The sequence below is a fragment of the Psychrobium sp. MM17-31 genome (genome assembly GCF_022347785.1).
Taxonomy (GTDB): domain Bacteria; phylum Pseudomonadota; class Gammaproteobacteria; order Enterobacterales; family Psychrobiaceae; genus Psychrobium.
In genome coordinates this window covers 261,312-278,431 of sequence record NZ_JAKRGA010000004.1, presented here as the reverse complement: position 1 = coordinate 278,431, position 17,120 = coordinate 261,312, and the positions used below count along the sequence as shown (strand labels likewise).

Below are 17,120 nucleotides of genomic sequence, written 5' to 3'. Positions count from 1 at the left end.
AGACTTTTAGCGTTTTTTAACCACACTTAGTGTCAAAATAACTAACGTTCGACGATTTTCCGTCACTCGACATAATTTCGAAACATATAGTCGGTATATTTTACGACTAACATTTGATTGCAAAACAAAAATTAACTTCTAAAATGAATGAGTTAATTGATTTTTAAGACAGGAAATACAGTGAAACTAACGATTATTAGTGGTACATCAGGCGCAGGGAAAAGCGTCGCTTTACGCGTCTTGGAAGACATTGGCTACTACTGTGTCGATAATTTACCGATTAATCTGTTAATTCCCTTTATCAAGAATACCGAGGATTCGGACCAACCTGTTGCGGTGAGTCTCGATATTCGCAATATTCCTAATTCAACCGAAGAGCTAAACGAGTTACTTGAATCGTTAAAGCAATACTGTGAATTAGAAATCCTGTTTCTGGATGCGTCGAGCACCATGCTCATTAAACGCTACAGCGAAACACGTCGTTTACATCCTCTGACTCAGCAATGTTTAACCCTCACCGAAGCTGTAAAAGCTGAAAAAGAGATGTTAGAACCCTTGGCCGCCGCCGCAGATCTAAAAATCGAAACTGGCGATCTCACTATTTATCAGCTCAGTGACCTGATTAAAAAGCGCCTGCTAGGCACTCGCAGCAGTGAACTGGTTCTAGTGTTTGAATCATTTGGCTTTAAACACGGTTTACCCCGTGATGTCGACTATGTATTTGACGTACGCTTTTTACCAAACCCACATTGGGAACCTGAGTTGCGACCGCTAACGGGACTCGACCGTCCAGTGCAGGAATATTTGGAAAGCGAGCCGCTAGTAAACAAACTCGAAAATCAAATTACTGAATTTATTACCGATTGGTTACCAGAGTTAGAACGCAATAACCGCAGCTATGTCACTGTCGCTATCGGTTGTACTGGCGGACAACACCGCAGTGTTTATTTAGCGCAAAAGCTAGCGAAGAACTTCTCTGAGCAACGCCATAACATTCAGATCCACCACCGTGAAATGGTGCGCAAGGGATTGATCAAAGTTTCAAACTAATTTGATGTAAATTGGCAAAACCAGCATTTAGTAGCTGAAAATAATTCAAACATCGGGTAGTATTTATTGCTATACAAATCAATCGATTTTGTAGTAGTTTCAATTAGCCAATCGCAGTAATTAACAGTGTGCTAACGCGGTTAGATTGGCATTAACCCTTCATCAATAAAAGTACTGTAGTTATGCCAGAAACAGTCATCGAACAAGATTTCTCGAACAAAAAGTTCGACGAGCTTCAAAATGCCCTCAATAGCGGCATGTTCGTGCACGTTCGGCAAATATTGATGGATATGCCAGCCTGTGATGTCGCGCTACTACTTGAATCAAGCCCCTATAAAAGCCGCCAAGTATTGTGGCAGCTAGTCGATCATGACGATCAAGGTGATATCCTCGAAGAACTCTCTGAAGACGTTCAAAAAAGTATTGTTAAGCAGATGCAAGCCCACCAAGTTGCTGCCGCAACCGAGGGCATGGATACCGACGATCTTACCGACGTATTACGCACACTTCCCGATAGTGTTTATCGTCAAGTTCTAGGGGCGATGGACGCTCAAGATCGCAGCCGTGTTGAAGCTGCGATGGCGTATGAAGAAGATACCGCTGGCAGTATCATGAATACCGATACCGTCACCTTACGCCCAGATGTAAATCTCGATGTGGTGATGCGTTACTTACGTCTCAAAGGCGAGCTGCCTGAAGCGACGGATATGCTGTATGTGGTAAACAAAGAAGATAAGCTTCTCGGTGGTGTTACCCTGTCAACTTTGATTACTACCAATCCAATTATGACGGTCGCGCAGGTGATGGATCGCACCATCGAAGCAATCCCAGCTACCATGGATGAAACCGAAGTGGCACAGCAATTCGAGCGTCACGACTGGTTATCAGCGCCGGTTATTGATGCCGACGGCAAGCTACTAGGCCGTATCACTATCGATGATGTGGTTGATATTATCCGTGAAGAAGCCGAACACTCGATGATGAGTATGGCGGGTCTAGACGATGAAGAAGATACTTTTGCGCCAGTAGTTAAAAGTACTCGCAAGCGCTCTGTATGGTTGGGTATTAACTTGTTAACAGCGCTGCTAGCTGTTGCTGTAAGTAGTTTATTCGAGCCAATACTAGCGCAAATGGCTATTCTCGCCATTCTCAATACGTTAGTACCAAGCATGGGTGGTATTGCCGGAAATCAAACCCTAACTCTAATCATTCGTGGTATGGCATTGGGCCACATTGGCGATCGTAATAAGCGCTGGTTGATCGGTAAAGAATTGGCGATTGGTGCGTTAAACGGTTTGCTGTGGGCAGCTATTCTCGCCGCGGTTGTCGGTTTGTGGCAACAAGATCTCAAATTGAGCCTAGTAATAGCCTTCGCCATGCTCGCTAATATGACGGCGGCAGGTTTATCTGGTGTGCTCATACCACTGACTCTCAAACGTCTAAAAATAGACCCCGCACTGGCAGGTGGTGTAGTACTTACCACTATCACCGATGTGGTTGGTATATTCGCGTTCTTAGGGACAGCTACGCTGGCCTATAGTTAAGTTTCTACAGGCAACGATTCATCAGCGCCCCACTCTGCCCATGAGCCGTCATATACACGCAAGTTTTGATAACCGGCGATGTAAGCGCCCAGCATAATAATACAAGCGGTAATACCCGAACCGCAGGTAAAAATAACGTTAGATTGCGAGTTAATTAAAGATTGAAAAACTATCTGCAATTGCGCCGATGTTTTATAAAACTCATCATTTAGTACTTCGGCAAAAGGTAAATTTAGCGATGACGGAATGTGTCCTGGTCGCACGTTTGGTCTCGGCTCTTTAGACAGCCCTTTAAATCGAAGTTCACCGCGGGCATCAATAATCGCGCTATTTGTTTCGTCAATTGCGTGTTCAACCTGTTCTTGTGTCGCCAACCAACTATCATCAATTTGTGCTTGATAATCTTGTTTAAACACCGCTTTTGAGTGCTTAGACTCTGTCGCAAAACCACGTTTTATCCAATCAACCAAACCACCGTTCAAAACGACAACTTGTTGATGACCCATTGTTTTAAATAGCCACCAAGCGCGCGGTGAGCTATATACACCCTGATTATCATAAATCACCACAATATCGTCATTGGCAATGCCCAATTTATCCATATGCGCAGCAAACTGCGCGGCGGAAGAAATCGTGTTAGCCAGCGGCGCGTCGGGATCAGCTAGCGCCTCTTCTAACGCCAAATCAAGACTACCAACAATACACGTCGGCTCATCATATAAGATTGGGGTTCGTCCCAAGATCTTGTTCATACTAGCGTCAACAATCTTGACCTTTGGATTAGCTAATTGCTGTGAAAGCCAATGACAATCGACTAACAGGGATTCTTTAGAAAGTGACATACTAGTGTTCATTACTTAATTGGTTAATGAGCTCTTGGGTTAATTCTTTAGCTTTGAGTTGCTGCTGTTGTTTTATCGCTTTTTCAATATCGGCGGCAAGTACAGCTAATTTCGTAAACTGAAACATAGCTGCAGCACCAGAAAAGCGATGTGCCGCTTTCGCTAATTCTGTGTAATCAAAGGTCGATAATAACTCAGTAAAATTCTCTCGCTCCTTGGCAAATGACGCTTTAAAATCACTCGAGATATCAGATGTATCCACCGTAGCAAGCTCTTGGGTTTGGGCATTAGACACTGATTGATGAAGGTTGCGGGCTAGCACCTGCACGAAGTAGTTTCTAACAATGGGTTTACTAATATAATCATCAAAACCCAAACGCATGTAATGTTCAATCTCATGGTTCATCGCATTGGCTGTTAGGGCGATAATTGGTACTCGAGCACCCTGCTGGCGCAAGGCCTTAAAAGCTTCAATACCGTCCATTTCTGGCATTTGAATATCGAGTAAGACGAGATCAGGTTTGCGTAGGTTGTATTGTTTAATCGCTTGATAACCGTCAGCGGCAGTGACAACATTGAGGCCCAATACACGTAATAAACGCTCTGTAAGGCGCCTATTATCGTTGTGATCATCTGCCAGTAGTACTAATCCATTTAACGATAGATTAGGATCTAAACGTTGAGTAACAGCTGGCAATTCTTGCTGAACATAGCACGGCTTATCTGAAACGGGCATCGTAAACTCAAACTCACTGCCAAGGCCAAGTTCACTAGTCACTTTTATATTGCCCCCCATCATCAACGCCAATTGCTGTGATAAACAAAGTCCTAAACCAGAACCGCCAAAGCGTCTACTAATGGAACTATCACCTTGAGTAAAGCGATTGAAAATCTGTGCTAATTGCTGCTCGTCTAAACCAATTCCAGTATCGATAACTTTAAACACAACACAATGATTATCCGACTTTATTTCAATAGATACCTTGCCTTGATAAGTAAATTTAATAGCATTGGAACAGAGATTGATTAAAATTTGCTTCAAGCGTAATTCATCCACCATCATCACAAACGGCGTCGACAGTTGATTGTCAATTACAAACTCTAAGCCTTTTTTCTGCGCCTGCTCTTTGAAAAAACTGCCAACTTTATCAATAATCTTATGAATATCGTGCTGTTTTAACTCCAACTCTAGCTTGTTGGCTTCAATGCGGCTCAAATCAAGTAAATCGTTAAGTAACGTCAAAAGATGGGTACTGTTACTATAAATTATCTCGACTTCTTTATGGACAAACTCAGGTTCGACGTCGCCAGCAATAATGGCCTCGGCTTGACCGATCACCGCCGTTAATGGCGTACGTAACTCATGACTCATATTAGCGAGAAACTGATTTTTAGTTGCGTTTGCTTCCTGCACCTCTTCCATTAACAGCTCGAGCTCTTCGGTGCGCAATTTAACTTTTTGTGCCAAATTTTGTTTGAGTTTTGCTTGAACATGGCCGCGATACATAAAGAACATGATGACAACGGCAAATATCCCGGTTCCCATCCACAGCAAATATCTTTGCTGCGTTTTTTCAAACTCCAGTGCTTGCAGTTGCTCCTTTTGAGTCAAATCTTTTACTTTACGCGATAAGTTATCTGTATCGAGTTCTGCTTGAAACCTCGCGAGCCTAATGTTGGCCTGCTCGCTGGTTCGCAGCCCTTTGAGATAAGCGAACTGTTGCTGCGCTTTTAACGCTTTATCTGCTTTTCCTTGGGCCGCAAAAATTAATGATTTAATCGACCAAATAGTCTCAGGACGCTGTGGGTTATTTTCGGGTTCAATAATCGCGTTAGCATGAGATAGCTTAGCTAATGCGTCATCATAATCTCCCGCTAAATAACTAGCGCTTGCCAAGGCAATATAACCACCAATCATCGCATCGACATTTTTCCCAACGTCTGCCAACTTGATGGCTTCGTTAGCCAGTTTTCGCCCTTCATCTGCTAATCCTAAATCAACTTTGACCTGAGCTAATAACTCAGCAGCAATAGCGAGATGAAAGTCGTTATCAAGCTTTTTAACCTGTTGATAGGCCAGCTCCAAGTATTGCTCGGCGAGTTTAAATTTACGAATATCGCGATATGTCCTGCCAATTTCAATGTTTAAACGACTTAGTCGTTCGCTTTTGCCAAGCGCAGTAAACCTGTCATTGAGGCGTTTATAGATCACAAGTGAGGTATCAAACTGATACAAGCGGTTGTATAAAATCCCGATATTAAACTGAACATCTAGCTCGTCGATAACTTCACCGTGCTGCTTATACAAGCTAGCTGCTATTTCATATTGGCCAATGGCAGCCTCAAAGTTATTAACTGCGACATTGGCCAGCGCCATATTATTAAGAAGATGAGCCTGCTGAATGTGCTGTTTTGAATTGCGAAAATGCACTAACGCTTTTTGATAATATTCGATAGCAATCAGGCGCTCGTCACGATAGAAATGCAAAATACCAAGTAGCTTATTCGCAAAGGCTTCGCCATCAGCCAGCTTTTTCGTTTTCGCGTATTTTAGCGCATCGTTCGCTGCTTTAAAGGCCAACTCAGGCTGCGCAGTGGTATTGTATAGCCGCGCTAACGCGAGATAACCTTTTAATTGTGATTGCGGGGTAAGCGTCTTTGCTGACAGCAATGCGTTTATTTCGGTGATGGATTGCGTGGGTGTGGGAGATCGCAAATACTCCTCAAAGTCGATCTCAATGTCAGATGCATAACAAGTTATTGTCCACATCAAACTCAGTGCGATTATTATTGTTCTTCCCAGTAAGCCCACTATAAATTCCCTTTCAAAATTACTGTCGTCTATTGAGTTTTCACGCGATTAACGGCGGTAAGCCATTGCTGATAAAGTCCATTGCGCTGCGTCGCTAACATATTAGGTGTAAAGAGCTTATCTTGCTGCCATAGACTCGATATTTGTGCTAAAGATTCAAAAACCCCCGCTTGTAATCCCGCTAAGTAAGCACAACCTAAAGCCGTTGTTTCCATAATACTACTGCGACTGATATTGGCGCCTAGAATGTCTGCCAAAAACTGCATCGTCCAATCGTTTTGACTCATGCCTCCGTCAATTTGCAGCGATGTTGGGCGCACACCGTCTGATTCCATCGCTTTTTGCAAATCTTTGGTTTGATAACACACCGATTGCAATCCCGCGCTAACGATCTCTTTAATGCCTGAATCTCGCGTCAAACCGACAATAGCGCCACGAGCATTTGGATCCCAAAATGGCGCACCAAGTCCGGTAAAAGCAGGCACTAAGAATACCCCATGATCTATCGGGGCTTGCTCAGCAATTGCTTGTGTCTCGCTCGCGTCCTTAATGAATTCTAGACCATCTCTAAGCCATTGCACTGTCGCACCTGCCATAAAGATACTACCTTCGAGGGCATAGGTCGTTTTGCCGTTAAGTCGATAGGCAACAGTCGACAATAAACGATTGTTCGACGTAATAGCTTCATCACCCGTATTGAGCATTAAAAAACATCCTGTGCCATAAGTACTCTTGGCCATACCTTTCTCAAAGCAGGTTTGCCCAAATAGTGCAGCTTGTTGATCGCCAATCATCGCCGTGATTGGTATCGCTTGACCTAGAATAGCAGGATCTGTCATGCCGAAATCATCACTACTATCTTTAACTTGCGGCAGAATTTGTTTAGGAATATTAAATAGCGTTAGCAGCTCTTCATCCCACTGCTGCTGATGAATATTGAACAACATGGTACGAGATGCATTGGTTGCATCTGTTGCGTGTTGATGACCTTGCGTAAGATGCCATAATAAGAAGGTGTCTATGGTGCCAAAGGCTAGCTCGCCCTTTTCAGCACGAGCACGTGCCCCTTCGACATGATCTAAAATCCACTGCAATTTACTGGCGCTAAAATAGGGATCGAGTAGCAAGCCTGTTTTACTCGTTACCACTTTTTCATGGCCACTCTCGACCAACTCACGACACTTTTCGCTAGTACGCCTGTCTTGCCAAACAATGGCGTTATAAATTGCTTCGCCGGTAGTCTTGTCCCACACCACGGTAGTTTCACGCTGATTAGTAATACCGACACATTTCACATCGGCGACATCAACCGCAGAACTTGCCATCACTTCTTTAGCGCATTGTACTACGGTGGATAAAATGTCGTTCGGCTTGTGCTCTACCCAACCATCTTGCGGAAAATGCTGCTGAAACTCGGTTTGCGATTTAGCGACAACTTTGCCTCCATCATCAAATAGCACGGCGCGAGAACTGGTAGTTCCTTGGTCAATTGAAAGGATATAGTTAGGCATAACAATGACATATTATTCTATAAAAAAGATGGAGTTACTCTAGCATGTAATAAGAACAACAAGCTATGGTATAACTAATATTTAAAACAACAATAACAATAACAATAGTAAAGGAGAGGCTTATGCCCGATATCAATTTACTCGCGGTACTTGTCGCCGCAATTAGCAGCTTTATGCTGGGCGGTGTGTGGTATTCACTGCTGTTCGGAAAAGTGTGGATGGCGGAAACTGGCATCAAAGGTGACGAACAACATCCTGCTAAGGTCTTTGGCACCTCATTTATTTTCACCCTAATTGCTGCCTTTGTGTTTGCGACGTTATTAGGTCCCAATCCGGAATTAGAGCGCGCAATCACTTTCGGCCTATACGTTGGTCTTGGCTTTGTCGCCACCAGCTTTGGCATCAATTATCAATTTAGCAACAAAAGCATCCGCCTATTGCTTATCGATGCTGGTTATCACGTCGGTCAATTTGTTATCTACGGCGCGATTTTGGGAGCTTGGCACTAGCGCTAATTTAGCCAGAAACAAAAAGTCCCCGCCAAGGCGAGGACTTTTTCTTATCAAAGCAACCTAATAATTACGCGTTGCTTTTCTCTTGTGCAGCTTTCTTAGCGGCAATCTTTTGCTCGCGACGCTCAACGATAGTTTCTTTTACATCACCACCGATGTGGTTTTCACCACGTTGCTCAGCTAATTTTATTTGACGCTCACGCTCAGCAAAACGCGCGCGTTGTTCGTCAGTGACTTTGTCGTGACAACGATGACAACTCACACCTTTAACGTAGTGTTCGCTTTTCATTTCTTCTTCAGTTAACGGGAAGCGACACGCGAAACATTGATCGTATTGACCCTGTTCTAAATCGTGGTTTACCGCAACACGGCCGTCGAATACGAAACACTCACCTTCCCACATCGACTCTTCTTTTGGCACATCTTCAAGATATTGTAAGATGCCGCCTTCAAGGTGATAAACCTCTTCAAAGCCTTGCTCTTTCATGTAAGCAGTTGATTTTTCACAACGAATGCCACCCGTACAGAACATAGCAACTTTCTTGTGCTTGTTTTTGTCTAGGTTATCGGCAACGTATTGTGGAAATTCGCGGAAAGTTTCGGTTTTAGGATCGATAGCGCCCTTAAAAGTACCGATTTCAACTTCGTAATCATTACGCGTATCAACCAATACCACATCAGGATCAGAGATAAGTGCATTCCAATCTTTTGGCTTAACGTAAGTACCTACCACGTAGTTAGGATCGATACCCTCAACACCCATGGTCACAATCTCTTTCTTGAGTTTAACCTTGGTACGTTGGAATGGGTTTTCTTCGTTGTAAGACGTTTTGAAAGAAATAGGATTGATGCGCTCATCGTTATTTAAGAAGTTTAGCACCGCTTCGATGCCCGCTTGTGGACCAGCGATAGTACCGTTAATACCTTCTAAAGCTAACAGCAAGGTACCGCGTACATCGTTGTTTTCCATTAAGGTTAATAGCGGCTGACGAATTTCTTCGAAGTTTTCTAAGCGCACAAATTTGTACATGGCGCATACGTGAATATTTGACATTTTATTTCCCATTGAACGAGCTGGAACGTAAATCCAGTGCTGTGGAAGACACCGCCCTATGCAGTGCCCAATAAATTACTCGATATCGAGCGGCGCGCAGTATAACAAAGTCAGCTTCTGAGGGATAACTTTTACATCAAAACTGCGATCTATGAACCAAGGTTCAATCAAAAAAAGAGTGTGATATTCGAAGGTTTCGATGCATATTACGCAAATTCGCCGTAAAAACTTCCCTGTTGGCTTCATTTTTCTTCCCTGAAAAATAATATTTGCTCCACATACACCAAAACCCTAGCTTATTAAGCGCTATTTACGAACTACAAGAAAGCATCGAACAACCTACCTTCTCCCGTGCCCAATCAGGACGCTTTTGTGCGTATTGTTCAAACTCTGGCTGCTCGTCATACGGATGTTTCAGCACTTGTTGCAGACGATGAATTTCACTGTAGTCGCCTTGCTCAGCTTTATCTATCGCTTGTTGTGACAGATAGTTACGCAGTACATACTTAGGATTAGTGGCGTTCATTTGTGCAATGCGAGCCTTACTATCGCGGCTATCCAGCACTAGGCGTTGCTGGTATTTGCATAGCCATTGTGACATTTGCTCAACGTAGGTATCACTTAATTGTTCGGTTTGATAATAAGCATTTTCTAACACTGGTAACCAATGATTTGATTGCATGAAATCCTGAGTCACGTCGAGTTTAGCTAATTGACGATAGAAAATTGTCATGTCAGTTTCCACCAAGCTAAGTAGCGCTTCTAATGACTCAAATAATGTTAAATCATCGGCATTTTGATAACGCTCAAAACCAAGTTTCTGCGCCATCATTTCGCGCCATGCGAGCTGAAAGTCATCAGCGAATTCATTAAGCATAGCTTCCAATGGCTCAGCCTCTTCAACCAGTGGATAAATGGAATTAGCTAACTGAAATAAATTCCATTGGGCAATTTCACCTTGGGTACCGAAACGGTAGCGTTTGTATTGTCTATCGGTGGTATTTGGCGTGAAATTTACGTCGAAATCATCAATCCAGCCGTAAGGGCCATAATCGATAGTTTCACCAATAATCGACATATTGTCGGTATTCATTACTCCGTGCACAAAGCCCACGCGCTGCCAACCGACAATTAATTTAACGGTGCGCTGACACACCTCATTAAACCACGCTAAGTAAACGCCTTTATCAATAACATCGCTGTCTACAACTAAATGAGGAAAATCCGCTTCTATAGTGTGATTGGCTAATGCGCGTAATAATTCAATGTCTTGCCTGAAAGCGGGTAATTGGAAGTTGCCAAAACGCGTAAAAGATGATGACACACGGCACACCACAGCGCCTGGTTCTAATGCAGCATTGCCGTCATACATTATGTCTCGCATTACCTCTTCGCCAGTTAAGCTTAGCGATAATGCCTTGGTAGTAGCGATACCTAAATGCTCCATCGCTTGTGAGCACAAAAATTCACGCACCGAGCTGCGTAGCACGGCTAAACCATCGCCGCGGCGCGAATAGGGTGTTAAGCCAGCACCTTTAAGCTGCAAGATTTTATGCTCGCCTGTTGGCGTCACCAGCTCCCCTAAATTTATCGCGCGCCCATCACCAAGTTGCCCCGCCCAATTGCCAAACTGATGACCGCCATAATTCATGGCATAAGGCGCCATACCATCCAATAAATCGTTACCTGCCATCACTTGTGGAAATAGCTCATCGCTTAAATCCGCTTCGCTAAACCCTAACTCATTGGCCAAATCGTTATCCGTCGCTATCACTTGTGGATTAGAGACGTGAATAGGCATCACAAATGAATAGGCAGCACCGTGAACCTGACGCACAAATTTCGCAGGTTCGGGATCAGCTGGGAGGTTATCGATAAAACGATTTTCAAAGGTAAATTTAGATTTTAAAGCAGTCAAAATGCAGCTCTTTGCACAAGTGAAGATAAGGTCAGTATAACTGGATTATTGGCTAAACTAATCCGCAAATTTTTTAAGGATAAATGAATCGAAATTGTCGATTGACTTTAATTCTTAGACACCGCAATATGAGCTCATTATTCACTCATTAATCTATAACAATGACTCATTCTATCGTTTGTAATCTGATGCTTAAATCACGCTGGCAAGTAGCCAGTGTGATGGTCTCGTTGCACAAGCGACTCGATTAGATTTCTTGTTATATCAATCAAGCCGCAGCCTACCCTCTGCGGCTTTTTTTATTTCTAAACCGCGAGATGGCTCATTAAAAAAGAGGAGTTATCAATGAAAGTCTCAGCTAGTTATCTCGCCGTTATTATCATCTGGTCTACAACGCCATTGGGTATTGTTTGGAGCAGTGAAACTGTATCACCAACAATGGCTGTATTAATGCGCATGGTCATTGCGGCAACGCTCGGCACTTTATTGTTAATCACCATGCGTATCAAACTGCCGATATCCCCGACAGCACTGAAGCTCTATGGTTTTTCTACCTTAGGCCTTTTTGGCGGCATGAGCTGTGGATACATGGCTGCACCTTATGTGTCATCCGGATTTATGTCGTTAGTATTCGGCCTATCACCCGTTGTAACAGGCATATTAGCGCAGCGAATTTTAAATGAGCCGGCATTTGATATGAGCAAAAAAATCGCCATGTTAATTTGTATGTTAGGTCTGCTTGTTGTGTGCTGGGACAAACTATCATTGAATAGTGATAGCTATATCGGCATTGGACTGTTGCTAGTCGCTATGTTCTTTTTCAGTTTAAGTGGCGTGCTCGTGAAAAGCGTATCTATCAATATTCACCCATTGGCGACGACATTGGGTACATTGTATTGTGCAATACCACTATTTTTTGCAGCTTGGTTAATTACAGATGGACAAATGAATGTCGATTCTTGGCAGGAGCGCTCCATTTTCGCCATCGTATATCTTGGTATCTTCGCTTCACTAGTGGGTTTTATCGCTTACTTTTTCGTATTACAGCGCTTATCCACCAGCACAGTTGCGTTAACCACACTCATCACACCGAGCTTTGCCATTGCATTAGGGGCATTGTTTAACGGAGAAACCATTAGCCATTTATTAATCGCTGGTGCTTTGTTAATCACGCTAGGCCTTGGGATTTACTTCTGGGGACGCCAATTTTCATTGCAACTACGCAAGTTGTAGCGCATCATTCCTAGCACAACACTTGTGCTAGGAAATTTTGTGAAAAAACTACTCATTCTAGGTGCGCTATTTTTAATTGGCGCCTGTACTTCAAACGATGATTCTGTCGCTAACGCCACACAGCAAATCGAACAGAAAAAACCTTATGTCATCTTGATCTCAATCGACGGTTTTCGCTGGGATTATGTCGACAAATACCAGCCAAAATTCTTGTCACAATTTGCCAAAGAAGGTGCGAGCTTAAAGTCACTCCGTCCATCGTTTCCAACGAAAACCTTCCCGAATCACCTAGCCTTGGTCACTGGCTCATACCCACAAAATCACGGGATTGTTGCCAATAAATTCTATGCGCCAGATTTGGATAAGACCTATTACATCAAAGACAGCGAAGCAGTAACTAATAGCGATTTTTACCTGCGCAAACCACTGTGGGTTTACGCACAGCAACAAGGAATAAATGCCGCCAGCTATTTTTGGCCAAGTTCAGAAGCCGAAATTGATGGCGTTCGCCCAAGTATTTACATGAAATACCAACACACCGAGCGCCATCAGAAACGTGTTGATGCCATAGTAAAATGGCTCGAATTACCAGAAGAAAAACGTCCGCAGTTCATTACCACTTACTTCCACGATGTTGATAGCGCAGGCCACACCTACGGCCAAGATTCATCGCCGTTAATTAATGCAATTAACTCAGTAGACAGAGCCATCGAACAGCTCGTGACTCGCGTTAGACAATTGAATGTTGATGTTAATTTCGTGATTGTATCCGACCACGGCATGGATGATTATCCATCGAGCAACTACGAATATATGCCTGCATGGATAAAGGACGATTTTAAAATTGCCGCCGCTAATACAATTGTGCATTTATATAAAAACAAAGACAGCAACATCGATGTATCACAGGCGCTAAGTGATATCCGCAAACAAGCGAAACACTATCAGTGTTATGAATATCGAGATGTCCCAGCAAAATTCAACGCGTCAAAATCGCCGCGCATGGGAGATATCACCTGTTTCGCCGATAAAGATTGGGCAATTGGTTTTAACGGCAGAACCAGCAAAGGCGATCACGGTTGGAGTCAATTTAACACCACAGATATGGATGCTATTTTCTACGCTCAAGGCCCTGCGTTTAAAAAGCAGTTCCAAATCGATACGGTAGAAAACATCCACGTCATGCCCCTACTGGCGCATATTCTTGGCGTCAAAATTAACGGCCCCATCGACGGTAAACTTGAACCGCTGAAACCATTGTTAAAGTAAAATACCTTGCCATTTATTCCGGTGCATTAGCGCCGGAATAAATTATTGCCACACTCTTAATCCACGACTTCCAAATCTGCCTCGACATCTTTCAAAAAATACACTAGTTTATAGCCTCGTGGTGCTACTTTCCTCTCCTGAGAATATACAGGAGTGCTTATTGACTAGGCTGTTTAGCCAATTGGCAGTCCTCTAATTTTTCAGAGGATAACACCATGACTACATCAACCATTCCTAATATCGTTATTATTGGCGGCGGCGCTGGCGGACTCGAACTGGCCACGCAATTAGGACACAAACTAGGGAAGAAACAACGAGCAAATATTCTACTTATTGATAAAAATCGCAGTCATATTTGGAAACCGCTTTTACACGAAGTGGCGACGGGCTCTCTTGACTCGAATTTAGATGGCGTCGTCTACAGCGCCCATGCCGCGAAACACGGTTATCAATTTCAGCTCGGCACCTTTTGCGATTTAAATCCCGCCGAGAAAACACTTTCCCTCGCCCCTGAATATGATGAACATCAGCAACAAATTCTGCCCAGCAGACAAGTAAACTACGACTACTTAGTCATTGCCGTAGGCAGTGTCAGCAACGATTTCAACACGCCGGGCGTTAAAGAACACTGCTTCTTTTTAGATTCTCACAAACAAGCAGATCGCTTTCATCATGCTCTTCTTAATGCCTTTACGCAGGTTCATCAAAATACACAAGCTACTGACTTGGATATTGCAATTGTCGGCGCAGGAGCGACTGGTGTCGAGCTATCTGCCGAGCTTTACCATGTTGCCGATTTACTGAAAATCTACGGCCTTAACAACATGACCAGTGCCAAGTTGCATATTCATTTAATCGAAGCAGATCCCACAATACTCCCAGCTCTGCCACCTAGAATAAGCCAAAGCGCTAAACGAGAGCTGGAAAAGCTCGGGGTTAATGTGATGGAAAATACGCGTATTGCCAAGGCGAATAGCGAGGGTTTTATCACCAGTGAAGACAAATTAATTAAAGCAGATTTAATGTTGTGGGCAGCGGGTGTTAAAGCGCCTGATTTCATCGCTAAGTTTGACTTTTTTGAGCTCAATCGGGCCAATCAAATCATCGTTAAGCCAACACTGCAAAGCATTAATCATCAAGACATATTTGTTATTGGCGATTGCTGCGCCTGTGAGCTCCCCGATGGCAATTGGGTGCCACCAAGAGCGCAATCAGCACATCAGATGGCGTCTTGTGTCGAGAGAAACTTAATTAACGTGCCTGGCAATAAGCCTCTGCAAGAATATCAATACACCGATTACGGTTCATTGGTGAATCTTAGCCGCTTTAGTACGGTAGGCAGTTTGATGGGCAATCTCACTAACCGCTCGATGTTTGTGGAAGGGAAAATAGCGCGTTTGATGTATATATCGCTGTATCGGATGCATCAACGCGCCATTCACGGCACCTTAAAAACCATTGGCTTGTGGTGCGCCGAGAAAATCATGCGCGTTGTTAGACCGCGCATGAAACTGCATTAATCTGCAGTAACCGCTGACGCTGAAGTATCTTCAGCGTCAGCGTTTTTTTCAAGTGCCATAGCGTCAACACCGTAAATACTATCTCCAATTTTTATTGATTTATAGCGGCGTGGTACTGTCTCGATAGGGGAAGATTTTAACTTATCGATGAACTCGTCAATGTCCTGATAGCCGTAACGATTTTCCACTTCAGCGCTGATATACCAGCGATTAGTTCCTAAAATAGAATCCATAACGTACAACATGGGCCCATGCCCCATGATTAGCAAAACTTCTAAACCATCATCGTCATCTAGATTGATACTATGGGCATAGCAGGCTTCTTCTTGGCAAATCTTACGTCTGAAATTGCCTAGTTTTATTAATCGCGCTATTTCCGAATTATCGATAACGGGCTCATTTAACCAATTCACCTTAATCGGCTTGACCGATAGCTCATCTTTCTTGTTAGAAAAATCGTATTTTGATGATGCAGCCTGCACCATAGCAACTAAGGTTTTTATCTCTGCAAGCTGTGGATGTTGCTCCTGCTCAATGAAATTAATCAGTGCCTGTTGGCCGCGTTTTCCCAGCTCAAACTGAAATAACGCGTAATCAAACTCTTGCGCAGAAACCGATTGTTGCTGTAAACGCGATAGCTGACTGTTAATCGTCATATTTATCGGGTTAAACGCAGGACTGTGAGTCACTATCACCAGTGCCAGCACCAGCCAAGTAATTGCGACATTACTGCGACGCAACCAATTAAAGTTAGTGTCCCTTTTAATTAGTAAACCTAAATACGCAACGCTATAAAGCGACATTACTAGTACCAGCAGTGCTAAATAAACACGCGGCACAGTCCAGCCGTATTGATCGATGCGTAAATAAGTTGAATAAACCGCGATTAACATCAAGGCGCTTAGTGCTGCAATGTTAATGAATACCGTCCATTTGAAGAATTTATTTTGTGGCATTGCTAATGCGGTTGCTGATTCGCTCTCAGGCAAACTCGAACCATTGATAAGCAATATATTTAAGAATACCAACACCAAAATCAGCGGCGTGGCAACGCCCGTATCCCACACTTTATCTAAACCAGTCACCGCAACACTGGCGACAAAGCTCAAGGTTAACAACGCGACGAGTGGCAGCAGCAAGCCACACATTTTAAGTAATAATCGCTTTAAATTGTCGATAATAGTGAGCTGGTGTTGCGCTGTATATAAAGCAATCCCAAACACCATACCCAGCACTGGCCAGGCAAACCATTTATCAGTAAAAAGCTCTTCAAAGAAATCAATCCCAATGACTTCAAATAACGACCACCACAACATCAGTACTAACCAAACCACTCCAACAGTAAACCAACCAAATTTCACTAAAATTGCATTACACCATGCGTGGGAAAAGAGTTGATGATATTGAGGGCCAAACCACATTGAAAACTTGGTATGTCCGGCGGCAGCGAGTTGCACAAAGGGCAATATAAAATAAGAGACAATGGTGTAGATTAAAAACCAAATGGCATAATAATCATCGTCTAACCCAGCCAGTAATAAGTACCCTAGCCCCCACATTAAGCTGTGAAAACCTGCGATCATTAGCCAAGCTATCTTATTGGTTTTCTTTAACTGATGAAGCGTCGGTGTTAGTTGAATGAACAGCAACAACATACTGATACTAAAGGTAAGTGTATGCAGCAAGGTTTGATTAACCACCAGCTCATTATCAATTAACGCATAACCGGCGCCAAAGGGATCACTAGAGCTTTCCAAGGCGGCAAATATCGCGATAACTAAACCTTGCAGCAAGCCTACAAGCGTATGAGAATTAATAAAATTTTTCACAGTCTTTCCCAATAATCAGCACAACT

General features: G+C 43.4%; 12 protein-coding genes. 6 read left to right on the top strand and 6 right to left on the bottom strand.

From position 1 onward, the window contains the following. The first annotated feature begins 180 nt into the window (after positions 1 to 180). Together rapZ and mgtE are read left to right on the top strand one after the other, a co-directional pair. Positions 181 to 1,050: an RNase adapter RapZ gene (gene rapZ / locus MHM98_RS13940; RefSeq protein WP_239439963.1), complete on the top strand. Its 870-nt coding sequence runs from the start codon at positions 181 to 183 to the stop codon at positions 1,048 to 1,050. A 182-nt stretch (positions 1,051 to 1,232) separates the two neighbouring features. Continuing rightward, positions 1,233 to 2,594 (top strand): magnesium transporter, encoded by a 1,362-nt coding sequence (gene mgtE, locus MHM98_RS13935; RefSeq protein ID WP_239439962.1) that lies wholly within the window; start codon positions 1,233 to 1,235, stop codon positions 2,592 to 2,594. Here mgtE and MHM98_RS13930 read toward each other — a convergent pair. The 3 genes from MHM98_RS13930 to glpK all read right to left on the bottom strand — a co-directional run bounded on the left by MHM98_RS13930 (position 2,591) and on the right by glpK (position 7,759). Then, positions 2,591 to 3,436 (bottom strand): sulfurtransferase, encoded by an 846-nt coding sequence (locus MHM98_RS13930; protein WP_239439957.1) that lies wholly within the window; start codon positions 3,434 to 3,436, stop codon positions 2,591 to 2,593. The genes mgtE and MHM98_RS13930 overlap by 4 nt on opposite strands. Before the next feature lies 1 nt (position 3,437). After that, positions 3,438 to 6,152 (bottom strand): response regulator, encoded by a 2,715-nt coding sequence (locus MHM98_RS13925; RefSeq protein ID WP_239439956.1) that lies wholly within the window; start codon positions 6,150 to 6,152, stop codon positions 3,438 to 3,440. A gap of 125 nt (positions 6,153 to 6,277) precedes the next feature. Then, positions 6,278 to 7,759, bottom strand: a complete 1,482-nt coding sequence (glpK, locus tag MHM98_RS13920; protein ID WP_239439955.1) for a glycerol kinase GlpK — start codon at positions 7,757 to 7,759, stop codon at positions 6,278 to 6,280. A gap of 122 nt (positions 7,760 to 7,881) precedes the next feature. On the opposite strand from glpK, the gene MHM98_RS13915 reads away from it, so the two are divergent. Further along, positions 7,882 to 8,268, top strand: a complete 387-nt coding sequence (locus MHM98_RS13915) for a DUF1761 domain-containing protein (protein ID WP_239439954.1) — start codon at positions 7,882 to 7,884, stop codon at positions 8,266 to 8,268. 70 nt (positions 8,269 to 8,338) lie between these two features. Here the strand turns inward: MHM98_RS13915 and MHM98_RS13910 are convergent, their stop codons facing one another. Both MHM98_RS13910 and MHM98_RS13905 read right to left on the bottom strand, forming a co-directional pair. Next, the gene (locus MHM98_RS13910) at positions 8,339 to 9,325 is read right to left on the bottom strand and encodes a rhodanese-related sulfurtransferase (protein ID WP_239439953.1); all 987 of its coding nucleotides are present in this window, start codon (positions 9,323 to 9,325) and stop codon (positions 8,339 to 8,341) included. A gap of 310 nt (positions 9,326 to 9,635) precedes the next feature. Further along, entirely contained in the window at positions 9,636 to 11,243 is a 1,608-nt protein-coding gene (locus MHM98_RS13905) for a YdiU family protein (RefSeq protein WP_239439952.1), read from the bottom strand. Between the two features lie 345 nt (positions 11,244 to 11,588). Here MHM98_RS13905 and MHM98_RS13900 point away from each other — a divergent pair, with 345 nt between their 5' ends. From MHM98_RS13900 to MHM98_RS13890, 3 genes are all read left to right on the top strand, one after another. Next, positions 11,589 to 12,476, top strand: coding sequence for a DMT family transporter (locus MHM98_RS13900; protein WP_239439951.1), 888 nt, complete (start codon positions 11,589 to 11,591; stop codon positions 12,474 to 12,476). A gap of 39 nt (positions 12,477 to 12,515) precedes the next feature. Beyond that, positions 12,516 to 13,745, top strand: a complete 1,230-nt coding sequence (locus MHM98_RS13895; RefSeq protein WP_239439950.1) for an ectonucleotide pyrophosphatase/phosphodiesterase — start codon at positions 12,516 to 12,518, stop codon at positions 13,743 to 13,745. Positions 13,746 to 13,960: 215 nt separating this feature from the next. After that, entirely contained in the window at positions 13,961 to 15,265 is a 1,305-nt protein-coding gene (locus MHM98_RS13890) for an NAD(P)/FAD-dependent oxidoreductase (protein ID WP_239439949.1), read from the top strand. Here MHM98_RS13890 and MHM98_RS13885 read toward each other — a convergent pair. Beyond that, positions 15,262 to 17,094: a DUF4153 domain-containing protein gene (locus MHM98_RS13885; protein ID WP_239439948.1), complete on the bottom strand. Its 1,833-nt coding sequence runs from the start codon at positions 17,092 to 17,094 to the stop codon at positions 15,262 to 15,264. The genes MHM98_RS13890 and MHM98_RS13885 overlap by 4 nt on opposite strands. Positions 17,095 to 17,120: the final 26 nt, after the last annotated feature.

What these genes read in the sequence shown, in the direction of transcription:
- mgtE (WP_239439962.1), top strand. Translation starts at nt 1,233, where the DNA reads ATGCCAGAAACAGTCATCGAACAAGATTTCTCGAACAAAAAGTTCGAC.
- MHM98_RS13930 (WP_239439957.1), bottom strand. Translation starts at nt 3,436, where the DNA reads ATGTCACTTTCTAAAGAATCCCTGTTAGTCGATTGTCATTGGCTTTCA.
- glpK (WP_239439955.1), bottom strand. Translation starts at nt 7,759, where the DNA reads ATGCCTAACTATATCCTTTCAATTGACCAAGGAACTACCAGTTCTCGC.
- MHM98_RS13915 (WP_239439954.1), top strand. Translation starts at nt 7,882, where the DNA reads ATGCCCGATATCAATTTACTCGCGGTACTTGTCGCCGCAATTAGCAGC.
- MHM98_RS13910 (WP_239439953.1), bottom strand. Translation starts at nt 9,325, where the DNA reads ATGTCAAATATTCACGTATGCGCCATGTACAAATTTGTGCGCTTAGAA.
- MHM98_RS13900 (WP_239439951.1), top strand. Translation starts at nt 11,589, where the DNA reads ATGAAAGTCTCAGCTAGTTATCTCGCCGTTATTATCATCTGGTCTACA.
- MHM98_RS13890 (WP_239439949.1), top strand. Translation starts at nt 13,961, where the DNA reads ATGACTACATCAACCATTCCTAATATCGTTATTATTGGCGGCGGCGCT.